We start from the raw sequence: 20364 nt of genomic DNA on the forward strand, positions 1-20364 counted from the left end.
GAGCGCACCGTGGGCGAAGGCTTGTTCCGATTCGTGTTCAACACCCTCCAGCCGAGGATGGCCAGGGCGGGGACCAGGTTCTACCTGCCCACCGTCCTGACCAACCTCACCGACTCCGGCGGCGGCAAGGTGCTGCCCCTGCACGCCGACCGGTGGGAGATCGGAGGGATCGGCGGCGAGAGCGGCAACACCATCAACAACATGTTCGCCTCGGCGTTCAACGCGGAGTTCGACAGGCAGGTCCGGAGGCAGCCCGAACTGTATGACCCGCGCGTCCAGATCGGGCAGTACAAGGGCATCCCGACCCCGGACCGGAAGCCCGCCACGCTGAACGTCGCGGAGGTGACCGTCGACGGGCTCCAGAACGCCCGCCTGCGGCCGGAACCGGCGGTGCGCCGGCAGGGCTCCGGCTACACCTCGCGGCTCACCATCGCGTTCGGCACGTTCCCCGAACTGCCCGCGGCGATCACGGTGACCGGCGGCTTCCGGCTCGACCAGTGGCTCAGCATCGCCGACGCGAAGACCGGCGAGGTGACGACCAACCACCACAAGGCCCCCTTCGACTGGCCCACCTTCAACGTGGCGGGCAACGGGACGTTCGTGCTGCTCGTCACCGACCTGTGGGCCGACGTCGACTGGACCGTCACGGTGGACGACGAGGGACGGCCCGCCATCGGCGTCCAGGCGCTGCACACCCGCGGCGGGGAAGCCGAACGGCCCACCCTGAAGCTCGACGACGTCCGGTTCGAGAAGGGCAACCCCTACGTCAACCCCGAAACCTGGAAGCGCGCGGCCACCCTCGCGCTCAACAGCGACGACGGCCAACGGGAACTCGTCGCGCGCATCCAGGACACGCTCAACGAGCCCGAGCACCGCCGGAGCCTGGCCGCCGAGCTGACCAAGAACCTCCGCTCGACGCTCGACCGGTCCATCGGGGCGGCGAGCGCGTCCACGTCCGTGGACGACGACCTGTTCCAGCGGTTCCGCCGAGCGGTCAACAACCCGAAGAGCGACTACTACCTGCCCGTCGGCGTCTTCTCCGTCACCTCGCCGCCGCTCGACCCCTACCGGCCCGAACCGTTCACCTTCCCGGTGACCGTGCTGGACACGCCCACCGACATCACGTTGCAGGGCAACGAGCTGGTCGGGGCCGCCAACGCGCTCGCGCCGGCCGACGAGCTGGTGTTCGACCCCGGCGTCGAAGCCGTCGTGCGGCTGTCGACCCTGCCCGACGGGACCGAGGTCGAGGTCCCGGACGCGGGTGGGCACAAGCGCACGCGCATCCTCAAGGCGCCCCTCAAGCTCACCGGCACGGTCGTCGTCAAGATCAAGGGGCAGGACCCCTTCGACGGCCCGTACTCGGTCAGCGTCACCAAGTCCGAGGTCCACGTCGTCCTGGCGACGAGCGGCGGCGAGCACGACGCCCTCGACACCCTGACGATCAGGTGCACGGGACTCGACGTCCGCGCCGAACCCGCCGACATCACCGTCACCGCCGAGGTCGGCGACAGCTTCGAGCAGATCATCAACAAGGAGCTGAACAAGCCGGAGAACAAGCGGAAGGTGGTGGACGGGATCAACCGGGAACTGCGCAAGGAGGAGATCCTGGGCGAGCTGAGCGCCGCGATCACCACCAACACCCGCGCGCTGCTGACGGCCCGACTGGACGGTCCGGCATGACCGGCCGGTCGCCCGAGCGGTTGCTGGAGGAGGTGAAGGGGTTCGTCACCGGGAGCGGCGCCGAGCGCACCTTCGCGATGGCGCCCGACGCGCTGGGCTCCGACAGCGTCCGCGACCTGGTGCGGGGTTCGTTCCCCCTGACCGACGGCAAGTGGGTGCTGACCGCCGTGCCGTCGGACGAGCCGCGGTTGCGGGACGGGACGGTCGTGCTGACCGGCACGTCCACCACGCTGCTCGGCGTCGAGGCCCCCCGGCTCCACCTGTCGTTCGACCTGGCCGACCAGGGCAAGGTCGCGTTGCTGGTCACCCTGGAGCCGAAGGACTGGAACCCGGGCGTGTCCTTCCCGTCGTGGCGGGACGTCGCGCCGGAGGTGGTGGGCCTGGTGTTCGACCAACCCCGGCTGCGGTGGTCGAGCATCACGCGCGACGGCACGTCCACCGGGTTGAACCTGGCCGCGGCCGAGGTCCGCAAGCAGGGCACCCTGGCCGCGCTCGCGGTGTTCCCCGACCTCAGGCTGCGCGAGCCGCGCGGTGCGCTCGACGCCGACCCGGTCCGGATCGGCACGGTCCCGTCCGACCCGCTGGTCGTCGGCGGGCTCCGGCTCCCGCTCGCGTTCACCGCGGTCGTGGTGCCCGCGCCGGAGCCGTGCCTGGAACTCGGCAGCAGGATCGTCGTCGGCCACGGCGTGCCCGACGTCCCGGTGTCGATGCGCACCCGCGACCTGAAGACCTACCTCATCCTGGACTCCGACCTCACCGCGCTGTCGCGGTACGCGCTGACCGCGTTCGCCGACTTCCTGCACGGCGCGAAGGTCGCCGACGTGGTGAAGGACGTGCTGGAGGTGCCGGAGACGATCGTCCTGCGCCACCTGAGCGCGGTCGTCGGCCTGGACCCGGTCCGCCTGGCGTCCGTCGCGCTGAAGGTCGGCACCGGCAAGGCGTTGACCATCATCCCCGACCAGGTCGCGGTCCCCGACGTGGTCCTCACGTTCACCGTCGAGGACCCGACCGGCGAGCGCGAGATCACCGCCCTGCTCGCCGGCACGTTCCGGTTCCTCGGCAAGTACGACCTCGACGTCTCGGCCTACTACACGCCGACGCGGCTGACCTTCACCGGCGTGCTCGACCCCACGACCGAGATCCCGCTGTCGGAGGTCGTCCGGAAGTACCTGCCGAGCACGACCTGGCTGCCCGCTCTCACGCTCAACCGGCTGGAGCTGTCCGCTGACCTGCGCACCAGGCAGTTCTCGTTCGGGCTCACGGTGGTGAGCGACTGGGCGATGCCGGTCGGGGCCGCGGCCCTGCACCTCACCGAAGGCACGCTCGACCTCGCCTACCGCGCGGGCGAGGGGTTCGACGGCGCGATCAGCGGCAAGGCCACCGTCACCGGCCGCGATCAGGGGAAGGTCGCGTCGTTCGCCGCGACGATCGCGGTGCGCTCGGCCGGGTTCGAGCTGAAGGGCACCTTGTCGGAGGTGTCGCTCACCAAGCTCGCCGACGCGTTCGCCGACGCGGGCGTGGTCACCGGCTCCGGCGTGCCCGAGATCACCCTGCGCAAGGCCGCCGTCGTGGTCCGCCGCAGCAAGGACGCGGCACGCGCACTACGCGTCACGGGCGCCGCCGGCTACGAGTTCGCGGCGGGCGCCTCCCTCGACATCGACAAGTTCGGGCAGGTCACGGTGCTGTTCGCGGCGCGCCGGACCGGCGCGTCCCCGGTGCGCCTGGCCTACGCGAACGCCGCGACCGGCGGGACGGGGCAGGCGGGCTTCCTGGTCGGCATCCTCCTCGTGCCCGACTGGAACCCCAAGGCGATCTGGCCGCCGCTCGGCGACGTGTTCGACCACGTCACCGTCCGCGACGCCGCGCTGCTGCTGTCCACCGACCGGTGGACCGACCCGTTGCCCGGCCTGGAGGACCTGCCCTACCCGGTCGAGCAGGGCGTGACGTTCGCCGGGTCGCTGCTGCTCACCGAGAAGGCGCTCAAGGTCCTGTCGGACATCCTGCCCCCGCGCGCCGAACTGGACCTGGCGGCGATCATCGACACCGCCGAACCGCTCAAGTCCACCATCCGCGGCACCCTCCCCGAGCCCGGGACCATCGGCGCGGTCGAGTTCACCAGGCTCGTCGTCAGCCTCGCGCCGACGAAGTTCTCGCTCGAGGCCGACGCGAAGTTCACCGTGCACGGCGAGACGCTGCACCTCGTCGGCCGCGGCGCGATCGACCTGAAGCCGCCGGCGCTGGACCTGTCGGTCGCCATCGAGAACTGGGTCAACCCGTTCGGCATCCACGGGCTGACCGTCAAGTCGTTCGGCCTCGGCTTCACCGTGGACGCCTCCGGGCTGTCGATCGGCCTGATCGGCACGTTCCTCATCGGCTCCGGCGACGACGCGTTCACGCTCACCCTCGGCGGGCGGGTGGTGAACTTCGAGGCGCCCAAGGCGTTCGTGTTCAGCCTCAAGTCCCAACCCGGCCACGACCTGACGCTGGCCCGCATCGTCGGCCAGTTCACCGGCACCGACCTCGACCGCGTGCCGCTGCTCAAGGACGTCGTCGTCCACGCGCTGAGCTGCTTCGTGGTCGCCGACCCCAACGGCTGGGACGCGCCCGACGGGACCCACTACGCCAAGGGTTTCGGCTTCGACGTGGACGTGGAGTTCTTCGGCTGGGCGCTCAAGGTCAAGGGCGCGCTCGCGCTGAAGGGCGTCGTCGCCTCCGGGTCGATCGACCCCGCCGTGAAGTACCACGACCTGTTCGAGCTGACCGACGCCACGAACCACGACGCCGGTCCGCACGTCGACCTCGACACCACGGTCATCGGCCAACCCGGCCGCACCTACTTCGACGCCTCCGGCCGGGTCAAGCTCCTCGGCGTGACCGAGACGTTCAGCGGCCACGCCGACTCCGCCGGGTTCCGGCTCACGTTCGGCACGGACCTCGCCGGCCTCTTCCACACCACGATGAGCGCCACGCTGTCCACGAAGGACGGGTTCGCCGGCGCGTTCAGCGCCGGCACCTACGGCTTCGACCTCACCCTCCGGGGCGACGTCCGCGTGGCCGGGATCACGATCATCCCCAAGGGCGTCCGGATCAAGGTGCCGAACGCGCGCCTGACGCTCTCGTGCCGGGTGTCGGCGCGGTCGGCGGGCCTGCACGCCGACCTCCGCCTCGACTGGAAGTCCGTGCGGCTCGACCCCGCCATGGACCTCGCGGTCAGTGCCGACGTCCTCACCGACGTCCCGAAGGCGATCGCCGCCTGGATCTCCGAGCACGCCGCGGAGTTCTTCGAGGTCGTCCTGGAAGACGTCGGGAAGTGGCTCGCCCTGCTCCTCGACGGCGCGCTGTGGGTCGGGCAGAGCGCGATCGACATCGTCAAGGTGCTCTACACCCACTTCCGGCAGTCCGTGGCGGCCGTCGCCGACGCCCTGCTCGACCTCGGGAAGCACGGCATCGACGAGATGGCCAAGGCGCTGGTCGACGTCTGCGGCATCACGATGAAGGAAGCGTGGAAGCTGCTGGAGAAGAACTGCGCCGTCACCAAGGCCGCCAACGCCCTCTGAAGGGAAGACCGCATGAGCGACGTCGCCTTCGGCCTCTCGGCCGGCACCCTGAACGACATCGCGGGCACCGTGTACCGGCGGCAGTACCCGCGGTACTTCAAGGACGGCAGGACCTTCACGAAGGACGGCAAGGAGTACTCGCTGTCCTGGGACGTCAGGCAACCCCCGGCGTTCGACCTGAAGTCCCCGGTGGACCGGCACCGCCTGGCGCACGACCTGCTCGGCGACGCGGACCCGCCGGGGATCGGCCGGGACGAAGTCCTGCGGATCCTCTCGGCGTCCGACCGGCGCGACGCCTTCCACGTCGACCTGAAGCAGGTGGACCTCACCCTCACCATCGACGGGACACCCGCGCACAACACCGTCTCGGTGCGCGTCGTCACCTCGATCAACGGGTCCGGGCACAAGCTCGTCATCACCCCGCTGAGCGCGAAGGTGTCGACCGGCCAGCAGCTCCCCGACTGGGTCTACAACGAGCACGTCGTCCCGATCGTGCTGGAGGCCGCGCGCCAACTGCTCGCCGGCATGCCCCTGCCGATCCCGACCGTCGCGGGGATCGCGCTCGGCCGGCCCGTCGCGCACGTGGCCGACGACCACCTGGTGATCACCGCCAACCTGTCCGGGAAGTCCCTGCCGACCGACGAGGCGGGTCCGTGGCCCGCCACCCCGTTCTTCGCCCAGCTCGGTCCCGACACGATCCGGGCCGTGACCGACGTCGGCACCCGGTACCTGGAAGGGCGGACCGCGTCACCGCACGACCAGACGGGCATCGGCCTCGGCACGGCCTACTACAAGGCGACCGTGGCCCTGCACGGCGTGCGCGCCGACGGCCGGGTGTCCGACGACCGCACGATCACCGTGTCGGCGCGGGTGACCGGCGGCGGGGCGGCCGGGATCAACTGGTTCTTCGGCGGGTCGACCGACGGGTTCTTCGCCCTGGAACTGATCCCGGACCCGGTCGCGGACGTGCGGCTGGACCTGGACGACGCGGTGCTGTCCGCGAAGACCGTGCACGTGGGTCACGTGACGCTCAAGCTCACGCCGACGCGGGGCGACATCGTCAGCGCCGTGCTGGCGTGGGTGACCAACGCGCTGTCCGGGCTCATCAGCCCGTTCGTCCGCCAGGCCATGACGGGCATCAGGTTCGACGTCTACCGCGTGCCCACGCTCCACGTGGACCTGGAGGGCGTCCACTTCGACGTGTCGCCGAAGGACCTGGACCTGTCGGCGCACAACGGCACGGTGGAAATCACCGGCCGCCTGCACGTCGCCCGCCGCTGACCGCCCACTGCGGACTATCCACGGCCGAATCCCGCCGCCGGCCGCTGGATCTCCGCCGCGGGCCTTCCGCCGCTGGATCTCCGCCGCCGGCCTCCCGCCGCCGAATCCACTCCGCCGCCTCCCGCCGCCGACTTCCCGCGGCGGCAGCCCGGGGCGGTGCCCGCCGCGTCGCGCGTGGCTGCTGCGGCGGCACCCGAGGCGTGCGGTGCCACCCGGCCGCGTGGTCCGAGGGCGGTTGACGGTGAGGCACCTCGGGACCGCCCACGTGCGACCTCGCCGCGTGGCCGCCGTGCCACCTCGCTGCGTGGCCGCGCGGAGGGTCAGGGCGGCGGCACCTCGGGGCCGTCCACGCGCCAGCGGTTCTTGTAGTTCCCGCCGATCGGCTCGTCCCACCCGGTCGCGCGGTACGTCACGCCGCCGAACTCGAACTGGAACCTGTTCAGGCCCACGAGCGCGTGCCGGGGACCCAGCACCCGCCACGCCACGGATTCCGCGGCGTCGTGGTAGAACTTCGACTTGCTGCGGTCGTTGTACGCCGAACTCTCGTGCGGGTTGGGGTAGAACTTGTAGGTGCCGCGCAGCTCCTGCAGCTCCGGCTTCCCCTCCTTCCGCGTCACCTCCACCTCCACGACGGCCTTCACGCCGCGCACGAGCCCCTTGCTGCTCAACTCCACCCCCTTCACGCTCACGATCTTCACGCCGGTGATCGCTGCGGTCATCTGGTCCTCCTCGGGTGGTGGTCACCAGAGTTCGGTGCCCGGGCCGGACCGTCAATCACCCCGTCCGGTGGTGCCGAACCGGGATGTCGGGCACCGCGTAGCCTGCTCGGCATGGATCTCGGTCGGGTCTTCGCCGGCGTGCCCCGGGTCGGGAGGGTGGGCGGCTGCGCGTACTGCTATTCACCGTCCGACCTGGAGCTGCTGGGCGGCGATCCGGCGGCGGTGCCGGACGACCTCGTCGGCTCCTTCGCGCGAGAGGTCACCGACCACTGGTCGGAGGACCAGTACGGCTTGATCTGGCGCGGGCTCGCGCCGCGGATCCTCGCGCTGGTCGAGGCGTCGCCCGACCGGCTCCTGCTGCGCGGCTTGACCCATGCCCGCTTCCCCACGTGGCCGGACGACGAGCAGCGCGCGGTTCGGGCCGCGCTCCGCGCGATGCTGGCGGACGCCGTGACCGATGGCCGGCCCGCGTCCTCCGTGGAGGAGCTGATCTGCGCGGCGGCCCACGTCGACCACGACCTGACGCCGTGGTTGGCCCACCTCCACACGATGACCGGTGACGACGCGGACGCCGGGATCGCGCGCCTGGCGCGGTACTGGGCCGCAGACCTCGCGGCGGGCGGCGAGCCGAGCCTGTGGTGGTTCCCCCGGGACCCGGCCGCGCCGATCCGGGACTGGCTGCGCTCCGACGAGTTGCACCGGCGTCTGTCCCGGACGGGTGACCGCGACGCGCTGATCGCCATCGCCGAGGTGTGACCCGATCACCGGGGATCGGTCACCGGGGATCGGTCACCGGTAGTGCTCCTACGTTTACGGTCGGCCTGGCAGTCGTCTTCACCTGTTTCCCGAGAGATTGCACCCTTGACGCTGTAGAGATCGGATGTCTAGCCTTCGAGCCGTCGTGTTGCCCCGTGAGGAACACAGGTGCGAAGACATGAGCGTTCAACGGAGAGCGCTACGGCGGCGTGCCGCCGTGGTGACGGCCATAACCGGGTTCTCCCTGATCACAGCGACTGGCGCCGCCCCGGCGCAGGACATCGGAGGGCGTGAACGGGTGCCCGCCTCCTCGGCTTCGACCCTCTGGTACGACGAACCGGCCGCCAACTGGGAGTCCCAGGCCCTGCCCATCGGCAGCGGCGCGCTGGGCGCGATGGTGTTCGGCGGTCTCCAGAACGAGCAGCTCCAGTTCAACGAGAAGACGCTGTGGACCGGTGGTCCCGGCTCGCCCGGCTACGACTTCGGCAACTGGCGCACCCCGCGCCCCGACGCGATCAAGCAGGTGCAGGACCGGATCGCCGCCGAGGGGAAGGTCAGCCCGACCTGGGTCGCCTCGGTGCTCGGCCAGCCCAAGACCGGGTTCGGCGCCTACCAGACGTTCGGCGACCTGCGCATCTCCCAGCCCGAAGCGCCGCAGGGCGTCACGGGCTACCGGCGCAGCCTCGACATCGCGAACGCGACGGCGGGCGTCACCTACCAGGCCGGCGGCACCACGTTCTCCCGCGAGTACTTCGCCTCCGCCGCCGACGAGGTCGTGGTCGGCCGGTTCAGCGCGTCACGGCCGGGCAGCATCAGCTTCACGGCGTCGGTCACGACACCCGACAACCGCTCGAAGACCGTCACCGCGCGCGACGGCCGCATCACCGTGGCGGGCAACCTCAACGACAACAAGATGCGCTTCGAGTCGCAGGTGCAGGTCCGGACCACCGGCGGCACCCGCACGGACAACGCCGACGGGTCGGTCACCGTCTCCGGCGCGGACGAGGTCGTCCTCGTCCTGGCCGCGGGCACCGACTACGCCGACCGGTACCCGACCTACCGCGGCGACGACCCGCACCGCGCGGTGACCTCCCGGGTGGACGCCGCCGCGCGCAAGCCGTACTCGCAGCTGCGCTCGCGGCACGTGGCCGACCACCGCGCGCTGTTCGACCGGGTCTCGCTGGACATCGGCCAGTCCATGCCGGACATGCCCACCGACGACCTGCTGCGCGCCTACCGCGTCGGGGAGCTGCCCGCGCCGAACCGCAAGGCGCTGGAGGCGTTGTTCTTCCAGTACGGCCGCTACCTGCTGATCGCGTCGTCCCGGGCCGGGTCGCTGCCCGCGAACCTGCAGGGCGTGTGGAACAACTCGACCTCGCCGCCGTGGAGCGCCGACTACCACGTCAACATCAACCTCCAGATGAACTACTGGCCGGCCGAGACCACCAACCTCTCGGAGACCACGACGCCGTTCTTCGACTACGTGGACTCCATGGTCGCGCCCGGCACGAAGACCGCCGCGGACATGTTCGGCAACGACGGGTGGGTCGTGCAGAACGAGACCAACCCGTTCGGCTTCACCGGGGTGCACGACTGGGCGACCTCCTTCTGGTTCCCCGAGGCGGGCGCGTGGCTGGCCCAGCACTACTACGAGCACTACCTGTTCACCAAGGACGTGAAGTTCCTCCGCACCAGGGCCTTCCCGGTGATGAAGGCGCTGACCGACTTCTGGGCCGACGAACTGGTGGTCGACCCGCGGGACGGCAAGCTCGTGGTGAGCCCGAGCTACTCGCCCGAACAGGGGGAGTTCACCGCCGGCGCGTCCATGTCCCAGCAGATCATGTGGGACCTGTTCACGAACACGCAGGAGGCCGCGCGGGTGTTGGGGGACAAGGCGGTCGTGAAGTCGACCGGCGACGTCCTGGCCAAGCTCGACCCCGGCCTGCGCATCGGCCGCTGGGGCCAGCTGCAGGAGTGGAAGGACGACCTGGACGACCCGAACAACGACCACCGGCACGTGTCCCACCTGTTCGCCCTGCACCCCGGCCGGCAGATCACCCCGCGGGACGACCCGGAGTTCATCCGGGCGGCCGAGGTGTCGCTGGCCGCGCGCGGCGACGGCGGCACCGGCTGGAGCAAGGCCTGGAAGATCAACTTCTGGGCGCGGCTGCTGGACGGCGACCACTCGCACCTGATGCTGGAGGAGCTGCTCAAGAGCAGCACCCTGGACAACCTGTGGGACACCCACCCGCCGTTCCAGATCGACGGCAACTTCGGCGCGACCGCCGGCGTGGCGGAGATGCTGCTGCAGAGCCACGGCGACGCCGTGGACGTGCTGCCCGCCCTGCCGTCCTCCTGGTCCGAGGGCAAGGTCACCGGCCTGCGCGCCCGCGGCGACGTCACCGTGGACGCCGAGTGGGCGGGCGGCGTGCCCACCAGGATCGTGCTGGACCCGGGGGCGTCGGGGGAGCTGAAGGTCTCCAGCGAGCTGTTCACCGGTCGGTACCGGCTGGTGGAGGAGAAGTCGGGCCGTGCCGTGGAGCACCGGCGCGACGGCCGGACGATCACCTTCGACGCGCACAAGAACCGCACCTATGTCGCCGTGTCGCAGGCGTCGGTCACGCTCAAGGCCCCGGAGCTGGTCGTCGCGGGCACGCCGTTCCAGGCCACGGCGACCGTCACCGCCCGCGACGCCGACCTGCCCGCCTCCCGCCTCGCCATGGCGCTGCCGGACGGGTGGGCGGCCACGCCCGCGAACATCGACGTCCCGGCTCTCCGCCGCGGGCAGTCGAAGGAGTTCACCTTCACCGTCACCCCGAAGACCGGGGCGACGACCACCCGGCTGGCCGTGACGTGGCAGGGAGCGGGCTGGCAGACCGGTGGCGTCACGCTGGTCCGGGTCGAACCGCCGCTGCCGTGCCCGGCGCCGCCGCCGGACGAGGCGCTGGTCGCGTGGGACCCGACCACCGGCGCCGTGGTGGCCGACAAGTCGACCTATGGACGCGACGCGACGGTGGACGGGACCGCCGCCTACGACCCGACCGCGCCCTCCGGCTCCGGTCTGGTGCTGGACGGCCAGACGTACCTGCGGACGCAGCCGCTGACGCTCGGGTTCCTCAAGGAGGCGACGTTCGCCGCCGAGGTCAAGGTCGGCGGCGCCGGCTACCGCCGCCTGTTCGACTTCCAGCCCGGCGGCAACCCCGGCACCGACGGCGTGCTGATCGACCTGACGCCGTCGAACAACGTGCGGTTCATCGGGGCGAACCAGAACGTCACCACCGACGCGGTCGTCCCGACCGGGCGCTACGTGGACCTCGTGGTGGTCATGGGCAAGGGCGGTGAGATCGACGTCTACGTCGACGGCGTCCGGGCCGGCGGGGCGCGGGTCTCCGGTGCGGGCATCAACGGCTGCGCCACTCGGCAACTCCGGTTCGCCGCCGACCAGGACGGCGGCCAGCGGCTGACGGGCGCGGTCGACCGGGCCGCGGTCATCCCGGCCGCGCTGTCCGCCGACCAGGTCGGGAGCTGGCGCACCCGCGCCTTCGGCTAGGCGGTCATCGGATCACCCGCGCCGGTGACGGGCCGCCGGTGGGTGGCACGTCGGCGCGGGGTGCGGTGGCCGGTCCGAACGCGGACGGACCGGCCACCGCATACATCCGATCTATTCGCCGAGAACCATGGACACTGCCCGTACGGCTGGGTATAAATCCATCAAGAGATCCGATGTATGACGAGGTGGTCGAGCGTGAAGCTGCTACGGGTCGGAGCACCGGGTGCGGAGCGGCCCGCCGTGCTGGACGGGACCGGGGTCCCGCGGGACCTGTCGGGCGTGGTCGCCGACATCGACGGCGCGCTGCTCGCCGGGGACGGGCTGGACCGGGTCCGTGCGGCGCTGGCCGGCGGCGCGCTGCCGGCCGTCGCGCCGGGCGAGCGGATCGGGCCGCCGGTCGCGCGCCCCGGCAAGGTGGTCTGCATCGGGTTGAACTACTCCGACCACGCCGCCGAGACCGGCGTGCCGCTGCCCGCCGAGCCGGTGGTGTTCCTGAAGGCCCCTTCCACGGTGGTCGGCCCGGACGACCGGGTGCTGGTGCCCCGGCGCAGCACCAAGACCGACTGGGAGGTCGAGCTGGCGGTCGTCATCGGCCGCACGGCCCGCTACCTCGACGGCCACGCCGAGGCGATGGCCTGCGTGGCGGGCTACGCGATCTCCAACGACGTGTCGGAACGGGAGTTCCAGCTCGAACGGGGCGGCCAGTGGGACAAGGGCAAGTCGTGCGAGACGTTCAACCCGCTGGGCCCCTGGCTGGTCACCGCCGACGAGGTCGCCGACCCGCAGGACCTGGGCCTGCGGCTGCGGGTCAACGGCGTCACCCGGCAGGACGGCAGGACCTCCGACATGGTGTTCGGGGTGGCGGAGGTCGTGCGCTACCTGTCCTGGTTCATGGTCCTCGAACCGGGTGACGTGATCAACACCGGCACCCCGGCCGGCGTCGCCCTCGGGCAACCCGACCCGAAGCCGTACCTGAGGGAGGGAGACGTGGTGGAGGTCGAGATCGACGGGCTCGGCCGGCAGCGGCAGGAGGTGGGGCAGGCGTGACGTCCAGGATCACCGGGATGGCGACGCACGACATCCGGTTCCCCACCTCGCTGGAGCTGGACGGGTCCGACGCCATGAACCCCGACCCCGACTACTCGGCCGCCTACGTCGTCATCACCACCGACGACCCGGACGGGCACGAGGGCCACGGGTTCGCGTTCACCATCGGGCGCGGCAACGAGGTGCAGGCCGTCGCCATCGACGCGTTGCGCGAGCACGTCGTCGGCCGCGACCTGGAGGCCACCATGGCCGACCTGGGCGGCGTGTGGCGGGACATGGTGCACGACTCGCAGTTGCGCTGGCTGGGCCCGGAGAAGGGCGTCATGCACATGGCGATCGCCGCGGTCGTCAACGCGCTGTGGGACCTCAGGGCCAAGCGCGCGGGCAAGCCGCTGTGGGTGCTGCTGTCGGAGCTGAGCCCGGAGCAGGTCGTGGACCTGGTCGACTTCCGGTACCTCACCGACGCGCTCACCCGCGAGGAGGCGCTGGACATCCTGCGCCGCGCCGAACCGGGGCGGGCGGAGCGCCGGGCGCGGCTGCTGGAGACCGGCTACCCCGGCTACACCACCTCGCCGGGCTGGCTCGGTTACGACGACGCCAAGCTGCGCCGGTTGTGCCGGGAGGCGGTGGCCGCGGGCTTCACCCAGATCAAGCTCAAGGTGGGCACCGACCTGGTCGACGACGTGCGCCGGATGCGGATCGCCCGGAGCGCGGTCGGACCGGACGTGCGCATCGCCATCGACGCCAACCAGCGCTGGGACGTGGACACGGCCGTCCAGTGGGTGCGGGAGCTGGCCGAGTACGAGCCGTGGTGGGTGGAGGAGCCGACCAGCCCGGACGACGTGCTCGGGCACGCCGCGATCGCCCGCGCCATCGCGCCGATCAAGGTCGCCACCGGGGAGCACGTGCAGAACCGGGTGGTGTTCAAGCAGATGCTCCAGGCCGGGTCGCTGTCCTACCTGCAACTGGACGCCGCGCGCGTGGCGGGGGTGAACGAGAACGTCGCGATCCTCCTGCTGGCGGCCAAGTTCGGCGTGCCGGTGTGCCCGCACGCGGGCGGGGTGGGCCTGTGCGAGCTGGTGCAGCACCTGTCCATGTTCGACTACGTCGCGGTGTCCGGGACCATGGACGACCGGGTCATCGAGTACGTCGACCACCTGCACGAGCACTTCGTGGACCCCGTGCGCGTCGTCGGGGGCCGGTACGCCGCGCCGACCGCGCCGGGGTTCAGCGCCACCATGCGCCCCGAGAGCATCGCCCGCTTCAGCTACCCGACCGGCCCGGCGTGGGCGGCGGCCGACCACCGGAGCGCCTCGTGACCGCGGACTTCGCCGGACTGCGCGCGATCGTGACCGGGGGCGGCTCCGGCATCGGCCTGGCCACCGCGACCCTGCTCGCCGCGCGCGGCGCGCGGGTCGCCTGCCTCGACCTCGACCCGACCGCCGTCCCCGGGCCCCTGGTCGGCGTCACGGCCGACGTGACCGACGCCGAGTCGGTCACCGCCGCCGTCGACCGCGCCGCCGACCTGCTCGGCGGGCTCGACGTCCTGGTCAACAACGCGGGCGTCGGCGCGCAGGGGACGGTGGAGGCCAACCCGGACGACGAGTGGCACCGGGTGTTCGACGTGAACGTGGTCGGCATCGTGCGCACCACCCGTGCCGCCCTGCCCCACCTGCGCCGGTCCGCGAGCCCGTCGATCGTGAACACCTGCTCCATCGCGGCCACCGCGGGCCTGCCCAACCGCGCCCTCTACAGCGCCACCAAGGGCGCGGTGCTGTCGCTGACCCTGGCGATGGCGGCCGACCACGTCCGCGAGGGCATCCGGGTCAACTGCGTCAACCCCGGCACCGCGGACACGCCCTGGGTGCGCAGGTTGCTGGCCTCGGCCGACGACCCCGACGCCGAGCTGGCCGCGCTGCGCGCCCGCCAACCCACGGGCCGCCTGGTGACCGCCGACGAGGTGGCGGGCGCGATCGCCTACCTCGCCGGACCCGACTCCCGGTCCACCACCGGGACCGCGCTCGCCGTCGACGGCGGCATGCAGGGCCTGCGCCCCCGACCCCAGTAGCACCACACCGCCGCACAACCGGAGAACATCGATGAGGATCCCTTCCCGGACCGCCGCCGCGCTCGCGGTCGCGACCATGACCCTGGCCCTCGCCGCGTGCACCAAGGAGTCGCCGGCCGGCAGCGCCCCGGCGGGCGGCGCCGGACCGGGCGGCGTCGGCGTCGACCTGCCCCGGGCCGACTCCGACTTCTGGAACGCCTACGCCCGCTACGTGCCGCAGAAGGCCGAGGAGCTGGGCGTCGAACTCGTGTCCACGACGAACTCCCAGAACAACATCCAGACCGTGATCTCCAACGTGGACAGCATGGTCACGCAGGGCGCGAAGGCCATCGTCATGGCCCCGCAGGACACCGGCGCGATCGGCCCGAAGCTGGACGAGCTGGCGGGCAAGGGCATCCCGGTGGTCAGCGTGGACACCCGCCCGGACAGCGGCAAGCTCTACATGGTCGTCCGCGCCGACAACCGCGCCTACGGCACCAAGGCGTGCGAGTTCCTCGGCCAGAAGCTGGGCGGCAAGGGCAAGGTCGTCGAGTTCCAGGGCGCGTTGTCCTCGATCAACGGCCGGGACCGCTCCGAGGCGTTCAAGGAGTGCATGGACACCAAGTTCCCGGACATCACGGTGTTCGAGGAGCCGACCGACTGGGAGGGCAGCAAGGCGCAGGCCGCGCTGGAGACCCGCCTGTCCACCGACCCCGACATCAAGGGCATCTACATGCAGGCGGGCGGCGTGTTCCTCGACCCGACGCTCCAGGTGCTCAAGCAGCGCAACCTGCTGGTGCCGCCGACCGACCCCCGGCACATCTTCGTCATCTCCAACGACGGCATCCCCCAGGAGTTCGACGCCATCCGCAAGGGCGAGATCGACGCCACGGTCTCCCAGCCCGCCGACAGCTACGCCGGCATCGCCCTGTACTGGGCGAAGCAGGCGATGGCGGGCGTGACGCCCAAGGCCGGCCCCACCGAGCACGGCAGCACCGTCATCGAGCTGCCGAACGGCTTCGAGGACCAGCTCCCCGCGCCCCTGGTGACCAAGGACAACGTGGACGACCCCGCGCTCTGGGGCAACAGCGCCCGGTAGGGCGGACGGAAGGGTGTCACCGATGGACCGATCGACACCCGTCGTCGCGGCGGTCGGCATCGCCAAGAGGTTCGGGCCGACCGTCGCGCTGGCCGACGGGAACATCGCCGTGCTGCCGGGGGAGACGCACGCCCTCGTCGGCCGGAACGGGGCGGGCAAGTCGACGCTGGTCGGCGTGCTGACCGGGGTGCTCAAACCGGACGCGGGCCAGGTCCTCTTCGACGGTGAGCCGGCCCCGCCGATCGGCGACCGGACGGCGTGGCGGCGGCGCGTGGCCTGCGTCTACCAGCACCCGTCCGTGGTCAAGGACCTGTCCGTGGCGGAGAACCTGTTCCTGCACCGGCAGCCGCGCGGGCGGTTCGGCCTGATCTCGCCCGCGCGGATGCGCCGCGAGGCGGCCGAGCTGCTGGAGACCTGGCAGGTGCCGGTGGCCCCCGACCTCCCGGCCCGGGAGCTGTCGGTGGAGCAGCGGCAACTGGTGGAGATCGCCGGCGCGCTGTCGCTGGGCGCGCGGTTCGTCATCCTCGACGAGCCGACCGCCCAGCTGGAGTCCCAGGCCATCCACCGGCTGTTCGACCGGCTCCGGGCGCTGCGCGAGCAGGGCGTGACGTTCCTGTTCATCTCCCACCACCTGCCGGAGGTCTACGAGATCTGCCAGCGGGTGACCGTGTTCCGCGACGCCCGGCACGTGGTGACCGACACCGTGGCGGCGCTGGACCGCGACCGGCTGGTGGCCGCGATGATCGGCGAGGCGCGCGGGCTGGTGCAGGTGGGCGCGGACCGGCCGGCCGTGCCGCCCGACGCCGACCCGGTGCTGGAGCTGACCGGGGTGAGCGTGCCCGGCGCGGTCGAGCACGTGGACCTGACCGTCCGGCGCGGCGAGATCGTGGGCGTCGCGGGCTCGGCGGCCAGCGGCAAGCGGCAACTGGCCGAGGCGATCGCCGGGCTGCGACCCCGCGGCGGCACGGTGGTGGTCGCCGGGCGGCCGGTGCGCGGCGGCACCGTCCGCGCGGCCCTGGCGGGCGGCATCGGCTACCTGCCCGGCGACCGCAACGTGGACGGGTTCGTCGGCGGGTTGTCCATCGCCGAGAACGCCACGATGACCATCGCGGGCAAGCTCGGCCCCGGCGTCCTGGTGCTGCCGTCCCGTCGGGACGCGGAGGCCCGGAACATGATCGCCGAGCTGGACGTGCACGCGGCGGGCCCGCACCAGCCCGTGGGCGAGCTGTCCGGCGGCAACGCGCAGAAGGTCGTGATGGCCCGCGCCCTGGCCAGCGACCCCGAAGTGCTGGTGCTCGTGCAGCCGACCGCGGGCGTGGACGTGCGCTCGAAGGAGTCGCTGCTGGGCGCGGTGGACCGGCAGACCCGCGAACGCCGGGGCGCGCTGCTGGTCTCCGACGAACTGGAGGACCTGAGGGTGTGCGACCGGGTCGTGGTGATGGTGGGTGGCCGGGTCGTGGCCGAGCACCCGCGTGGGTGGGACGAGAGCAGGCTCGTGGCGGAGATCGAAGGAATCGGTGAGGACGATGACCAGTAGCGCGACCGACAGCACGGTGCGCGGGGGCGGCGGTGTGCCGCCCACCCGCGAGCCGGGGAGGCCGGCCAACCGGCTGCGCCTGGCGCGGCTGCGCGACCTGGCGCTGGTCCCCCCGATCATCGCCCTGCTGGTCTACGGCTACACGCTCAAGCCCGACCTGTTCCTGACCAAGGCGTACCTGGTCGACACCGTGCTGAAGTACCAGACGGAGCTGGCGCTGGTCGTGCTGGCCGAGGCGCTGGTGCTGATCGTGGGCAAGTTCGACCTGTCGCTGGAGTCCGTCGTCGGCATCGCGCCCGCCATCGCGGTCTTCATGGTCGTCGGCAGCACCGACTTCCTGGGCGCGCCGTGGCCCGCGTGGACCGTGCTGCCGGTGGCCCTGGTGTTCGGCGCGCTCGTCGGCCTGTTCAACGGGCTGCTGATCGTCAAGTTCAAGCTGTCGGCGTTCATCGTCACGCTGGCCATGCTCATCGCCCTGCGCGGCCTGCAACTGGCCGTGGTGGGCGGCGCGACCATGTCCAACCTGGCCAACCGGATCCCGGTGATCGACTACCTGGGCAGCCTGCGCGTGCTGACCCTGCCGCTGTCGATCTGGATCGTGGTGCTGTGCTTCGCGGTCGGCATCGTCGTCATGGGCTACACCAGGGTCGGGCGCTCGCTGTACGCGGTGGGCGGCAACCCGGCGGCGGCGCGGGCGGCGGGCATCCGGGTCGAGCGGGTCATCTGGACCACCCTGGTGATCGCGGGCGTGCTGGCGGCGTTCGCGGGCCTGATGCTGTCCGCGCGGCTGGGCTCGGTGGCCGCCAACCAGGGCGACGGCATGATCTTCACGGTGTTCGCGGCGGCGGTCATCGGCGGCATCAGCCTCGACGGCGGCAAGGGCACCCTGTTCGGCGCGCTGACCGGGGTCGTGCTGCTGGGCCTGATCCAGAACGTGCTGACGCTCGCGCAGGTGAAGGCCGACCAGATCCAGGCGGTGAACGGCCTGGTGATCCTGGTCGCGCTGGTGCTGGCGCGGCTCACCAGCGGCAAGGCGCAGGACTAGGGAGGGGCGGGGTGCGGACGCGCAGGTTGGGCCGGTCGTCGGTGGAGGTGACCGCGCTGGGCTTCGGCGGGGCGGGCGTGGGCAACCTGGCGCGGGCCGTGGACGACGGGACGGCCGCGGCGACCGTCGCGGCGGCGTGGTCGGCGGGCGTGCGCTACTTCGACACCGCGCCGCACTACGGCCTCGGCCTGTCCGAGCGGCGCGTCGGGGAGGCGCTGCGGCGCCAGCCGCGCGACTCCTACGTGCTGTCCACCAAGGTGGGCCGGTTGCTCGTGCCGGGGCCGGGAGCGCCGGACGACGCCGGGTTCGCCGTCACCGCGCCGCTGCGCCGGCGCTGGGACTTCACCGCCGACGGCGTCCGCCGGTCCCTGGAGGGCAGCCTGGCCCGGCTCGGGCTGGACCGCGTGGACGTCGTGCTCATCCACGACCCCGACGACCACCTCGCCGCCGCGCTGGACGGGGCGTACCCCGCGTTGCACGAGTTGCGGGCGCAGGGCGTGGTCGGGGCCGTCGGGGTGGGCATGAACCAGTGGCAGGCGCTCGACCGCTTCGTCCGCGACACCGACCTCGACGTGGTCATGGTGGCGGGCCGCTACACGCTGCTGGACCAGTCGGCGGGGGAGGTGCTGCTGCCGCGCTGCCTCGACCGGGGCGTCTCGGTCCTCGCCGCCGGGGTGTTCAACTCCGGCCTGCTGGCGACCGACACCCCGGCCGGCCCCTACGACTACCGCCCGGCGCCGCCGGCGCTGGTCGAGCGGGCCGGCGCGATCGCCGCGCGGTGCGCCGCGCACGGCGTGGCCCTGCCCCAGGCAGCCATGGCGTTCGCCGCGCGGCACCCGGCCGTGGCGGGGATCGTGGTGGGGGCGCAGGACGCCGAGCAGGTGCGCCGCAACGCGACGCTGTTCGCCACCCCGGTCCCCGACGCCCTGTGGGCGGACCTGGCGGAGGCCGGGCTGCTCCACGACCCGCGGCGAGGGTGACGACGGCGGCGTGCGCCCGGCACGGCGGGCGTGGTCGGTGCCCCGGGCGGGCGCGGGAGCTGTTGTCCGCCACGCGTTCGTGCCGGGCGACGAGGCCGACCCGGTCGGGGCGAGCACCGCTCCTCTTGGCGGGGTTGGGTGTTACGGTCGGTTCACGCCTTTTCGAGGGAGAAACGTCTCGTGCGCGCCGCCTTTGGCGTTGAGCCGGCAGTTGACGATACCGCCGCCGTTGGTGCTGGTCGTCACGTCACTGCCGACCAGGCGCGGGTACACGTCCGGGGAGAACTCCGACCGGCTCGTATCGGGTGTTTCCCGGTCCGGCATGAGCGGAGAGGCGCGGGAAAGGGCCGCATGGGATCGAATGGCGCGACCGATCGGATCAGCGCGGCGATAACGGCGGGGTTCGGTTCGGTGGCGCATTCGCGTGGAGAACCGGCGGTGCGGGTCCGGTGTGGACTTTTTCGAGCTGTGGTGACGGACGGTGGCGCAGCGGTCCGGCCGAAGCGCTCCGTTGCCGGTCGAACCCGTCCGGCCGTGACGGGATCCGGTCCGCCCGCGACAGCGCCGGGCCCGCCGGTGGTGACCGGCGGGCCCGGGCGTCGTGGTGGTGCGGCGTCAGCCGTGCGCGCGGTGGCCGCGGCTCGTGACCAGGTGGTAGACGGCGAGCACCACGACCGAGCCCAGGATGGCGAGCAGCCAGGTGCTCAGGTCGAAGAAGCTGCCGATGTCGGAGCCGAAGACGGCGCGGCCGATGAAGCCGCCGATGATGGCGCCGACGATGCCGAGCAGCATGGTGATGACGATGCCGCCGGGGTCCTTGCCGGGCATGACGGCCTTGGCGATGGCGCCGGCGATGAGACCCAGAACGATCCAACCCAGGATGCCCATGGTGCTTCCTTGTCCTCGTGCCACGCCGTCTCTCGTGACGCGGCGTGATCGCTACCGCCCCCTGGTTGCCCCACCCGAGCGGGTTTCACACCTCCCGTGACACCCGATGTGGTGGCGGCGGGTGGGCCGGCGGGCCGGGGCGGACCGGGCCGGGGGTGAATTGCGGCCGCAATCGTGC

At 72.0% G+C, this 20364-nt stretch carries 14 protein-coding genes; 12 read left to right on the forward strand and 2 right to left on the reverse strand.

What is annotated here, in order from left to right:
* Window positions 1-9: 9 nt before the first annotated feature.
* The 3 genes from ACWEFJ_RS23525 to ACWEFJ_RS23535 are packed head-to-tail and all read left to right on the forward strand — an operon-like array spanning window position 10 to window position 6518.
* Window positions 10-1680 (forward strand): hypothetical protein, encoded by a 1671-nt coding sequence (locus ACWEFJ_RS23525; RefSeq protein ID WP_449715044.1) that lies wholly within the window; start codon window positions 10-12, stop codon window positions 1678-1680.
* The gene (locus ACWEFJ_RS23530) at window positions 1677-5237 is read left to right on the forward strand and encodes a hypothetical protein (RefSeq protein ID WP_449715045.1); all 3561 of its coding nucleotides are present in this window, start codon (window positions 1677-1679) and stop codon (window positions 5235-5237) included. The genes ACWEFJ_RS23525 and ACWEFJ_RS23530 overlap by 4 nt, the downstream gene beginning before the upstream one ends.
* Window positions 5238-5249: 12 nt before the next feature.
* On the forward strand, window positions 5250-6518 hold the full coding sequence (locus ACWEFJ_RS23535; protein WP_378085618.1) for a hypothetical protein: 1269 nt from the start codon (window positions 5250-5252) through the stop codon (window positions 6516-6518).
* 320 nt (window positions 6519-6838) lie between these two features.
* On the opposite strand, the gene ACWEFJ_RS23540 is transcribed toward ACWEFJ_RS23535, so the two are convergent.
* A complete protein-coding gene (locus ACWEFJ_RS23540) occupies window positions 6839-7237 on the reverse strand; it encodes a hypothetical protein (RefSeq protein ID WP_378085616.1) in 399 nt (132 codons plus the stop codon).
* Between the two features lie 111 nt (window positions 7238-7348).
* Between ACWEFJ_RS23540 and ACWEFJ_RS23545 the strand changes: the two genes are divergently transcribed.
* The 9 genes from ACWEFJ_RS23545 to ACWEFJ_RS23585 all read left to right on the forward strand — a co-directional run bounded on the left by ACWEFJ_RS23545 (window position 7349) and on the right by ACWEFJ_RS23585 (window position 19298).
* A complete protein-coding gene (locus ACWEFJ_RS23545; RefSeq protein ID WP_449715046.1) occupies window positions 7349-7993 on the forward strand; it encodes a hypothetical protein in 645 nt (214 codons plus the stop codon).
* A gap of 298 nt (window positions 7994-8291) precedes the next feature.
* Complete coding sequence (locus ACWEFJ_RS23550) at window positions 8292-11543, forward strand: glycosyl hydrolase family 95 catalytic domain-containing protein (RefSeq protein ID WP_449715047.1); 3252 nt, start codon at window positions 8292-8294, stop codon at window positions 11541-11543.
* 195 nt (window positions 11544-11738) lie between these two features.
* Window positions 11739-12590: a fumarylacetoacetate hydrolase family protein gene (locus ACWEFJ_RS23555; RefSeq protein WP_449715048.1), complete on the forward strand. Its 852-nt coding sequence runs from the start codon at window positions 11739-11741 to the stop codon at window positions 12588-12590.
* Between the two features lie 17 nt (window positions 12591-12607).
* A complete protein-coding gene (locus tag ACWEFJ_RS23560; RefSeq protein WP_449715073.1) occupies window positions 12608-13909 on the forward strand; it encodes an enolase C-terminal domain-like protein in 1302 nt (433 codons plus the stop codon).
* Window positions 13906-14658 (forward strand): SDR family NAD(P)-dependent oxidoreductase, encoded by a 753-nt coding sequence (locus ACWEFJ_RS23565; protein ID WP_449715049.1) that lies wholly within the window; start codon window positions 13906-13908, stop codon window positions 14656-14658. The genes ACWEFJ_RS23560 and ACWEFJ_RS23565 overlap by 4 nt, the downstream gene beginning before the upstream one ends.
* Window positions 14659-14689: 31 nt before the next feature.
* Window positions 14690-15736, forward strand: a complete 1047-nt coding sequence (locus tag ACWEFJ_RS23570) for a sugar ABC transporter substrate-binding protein (RefSeq protein ID WP_378085605.1) — start codon at window positions 14690-14692, stop codon at window positions 15734-15736.
* Between the two features lie 22 nt (window positions 15737-15758).
* Entirely contained in the window at window positions 15759-17273 is a 1515-nt protein-coding gene (locus ACWEFJ_RS23575; RefSeq protein ID WP_449715050.1) for a sugar ABC transporter ATP-binding protein, read from the forward strand.
* Window positions 17263-18318 carry an ABC transporter permease gene (locus tag ACWEFJ_RS23580; protein ID WP_378085601.1) on the forward strand — a complete coding sequence of 352 codons (1056 nt, stop codon included), beginning with the start codon at window positions 17263-17265 and terminating at the stop codon, window positions 18316-18318. Before ACWEFJ_RS23575 ends, ACWEFJ_RS23580 begins: the two co-directional genes overlap by 11 nt.
* 11 nt (window positions 18319-18329) lie before the next feature.
* Window positions 18330-19298, forward strand: coding sequence for an aldo/keto reductase (locus ACWEFJ_RS23585; protein ID WP_449715051.1), 969 nt, complete (start codon window positions 18330-18332; stop codon window positions 19296-19298).
* Window positions 19299-19913: 615 nt separating this feature from the next.
* On the opposite strand, the gene ACWEFJ_RS23590 is transcribed toward ACWEFJ_RS23585, so the two are convergent.
* Window positions 19914-20186, reverse strand: coding sequence for a GlsB/YeaQ/YmgE family stress response membrane protein (locus ACWEFJ_RS23590; protein ID WP_449715052.1), 273 nt, complete (start codon window positions 20184-20186; stop codon window positions 19914-19916).
* Between the last annotated feature and the right edge of the window lie 178 nt (window positions 20187-20364).

It is taken from the genome of Actinosynnema sp. NPDC004786, assembly GCF_053601135.1.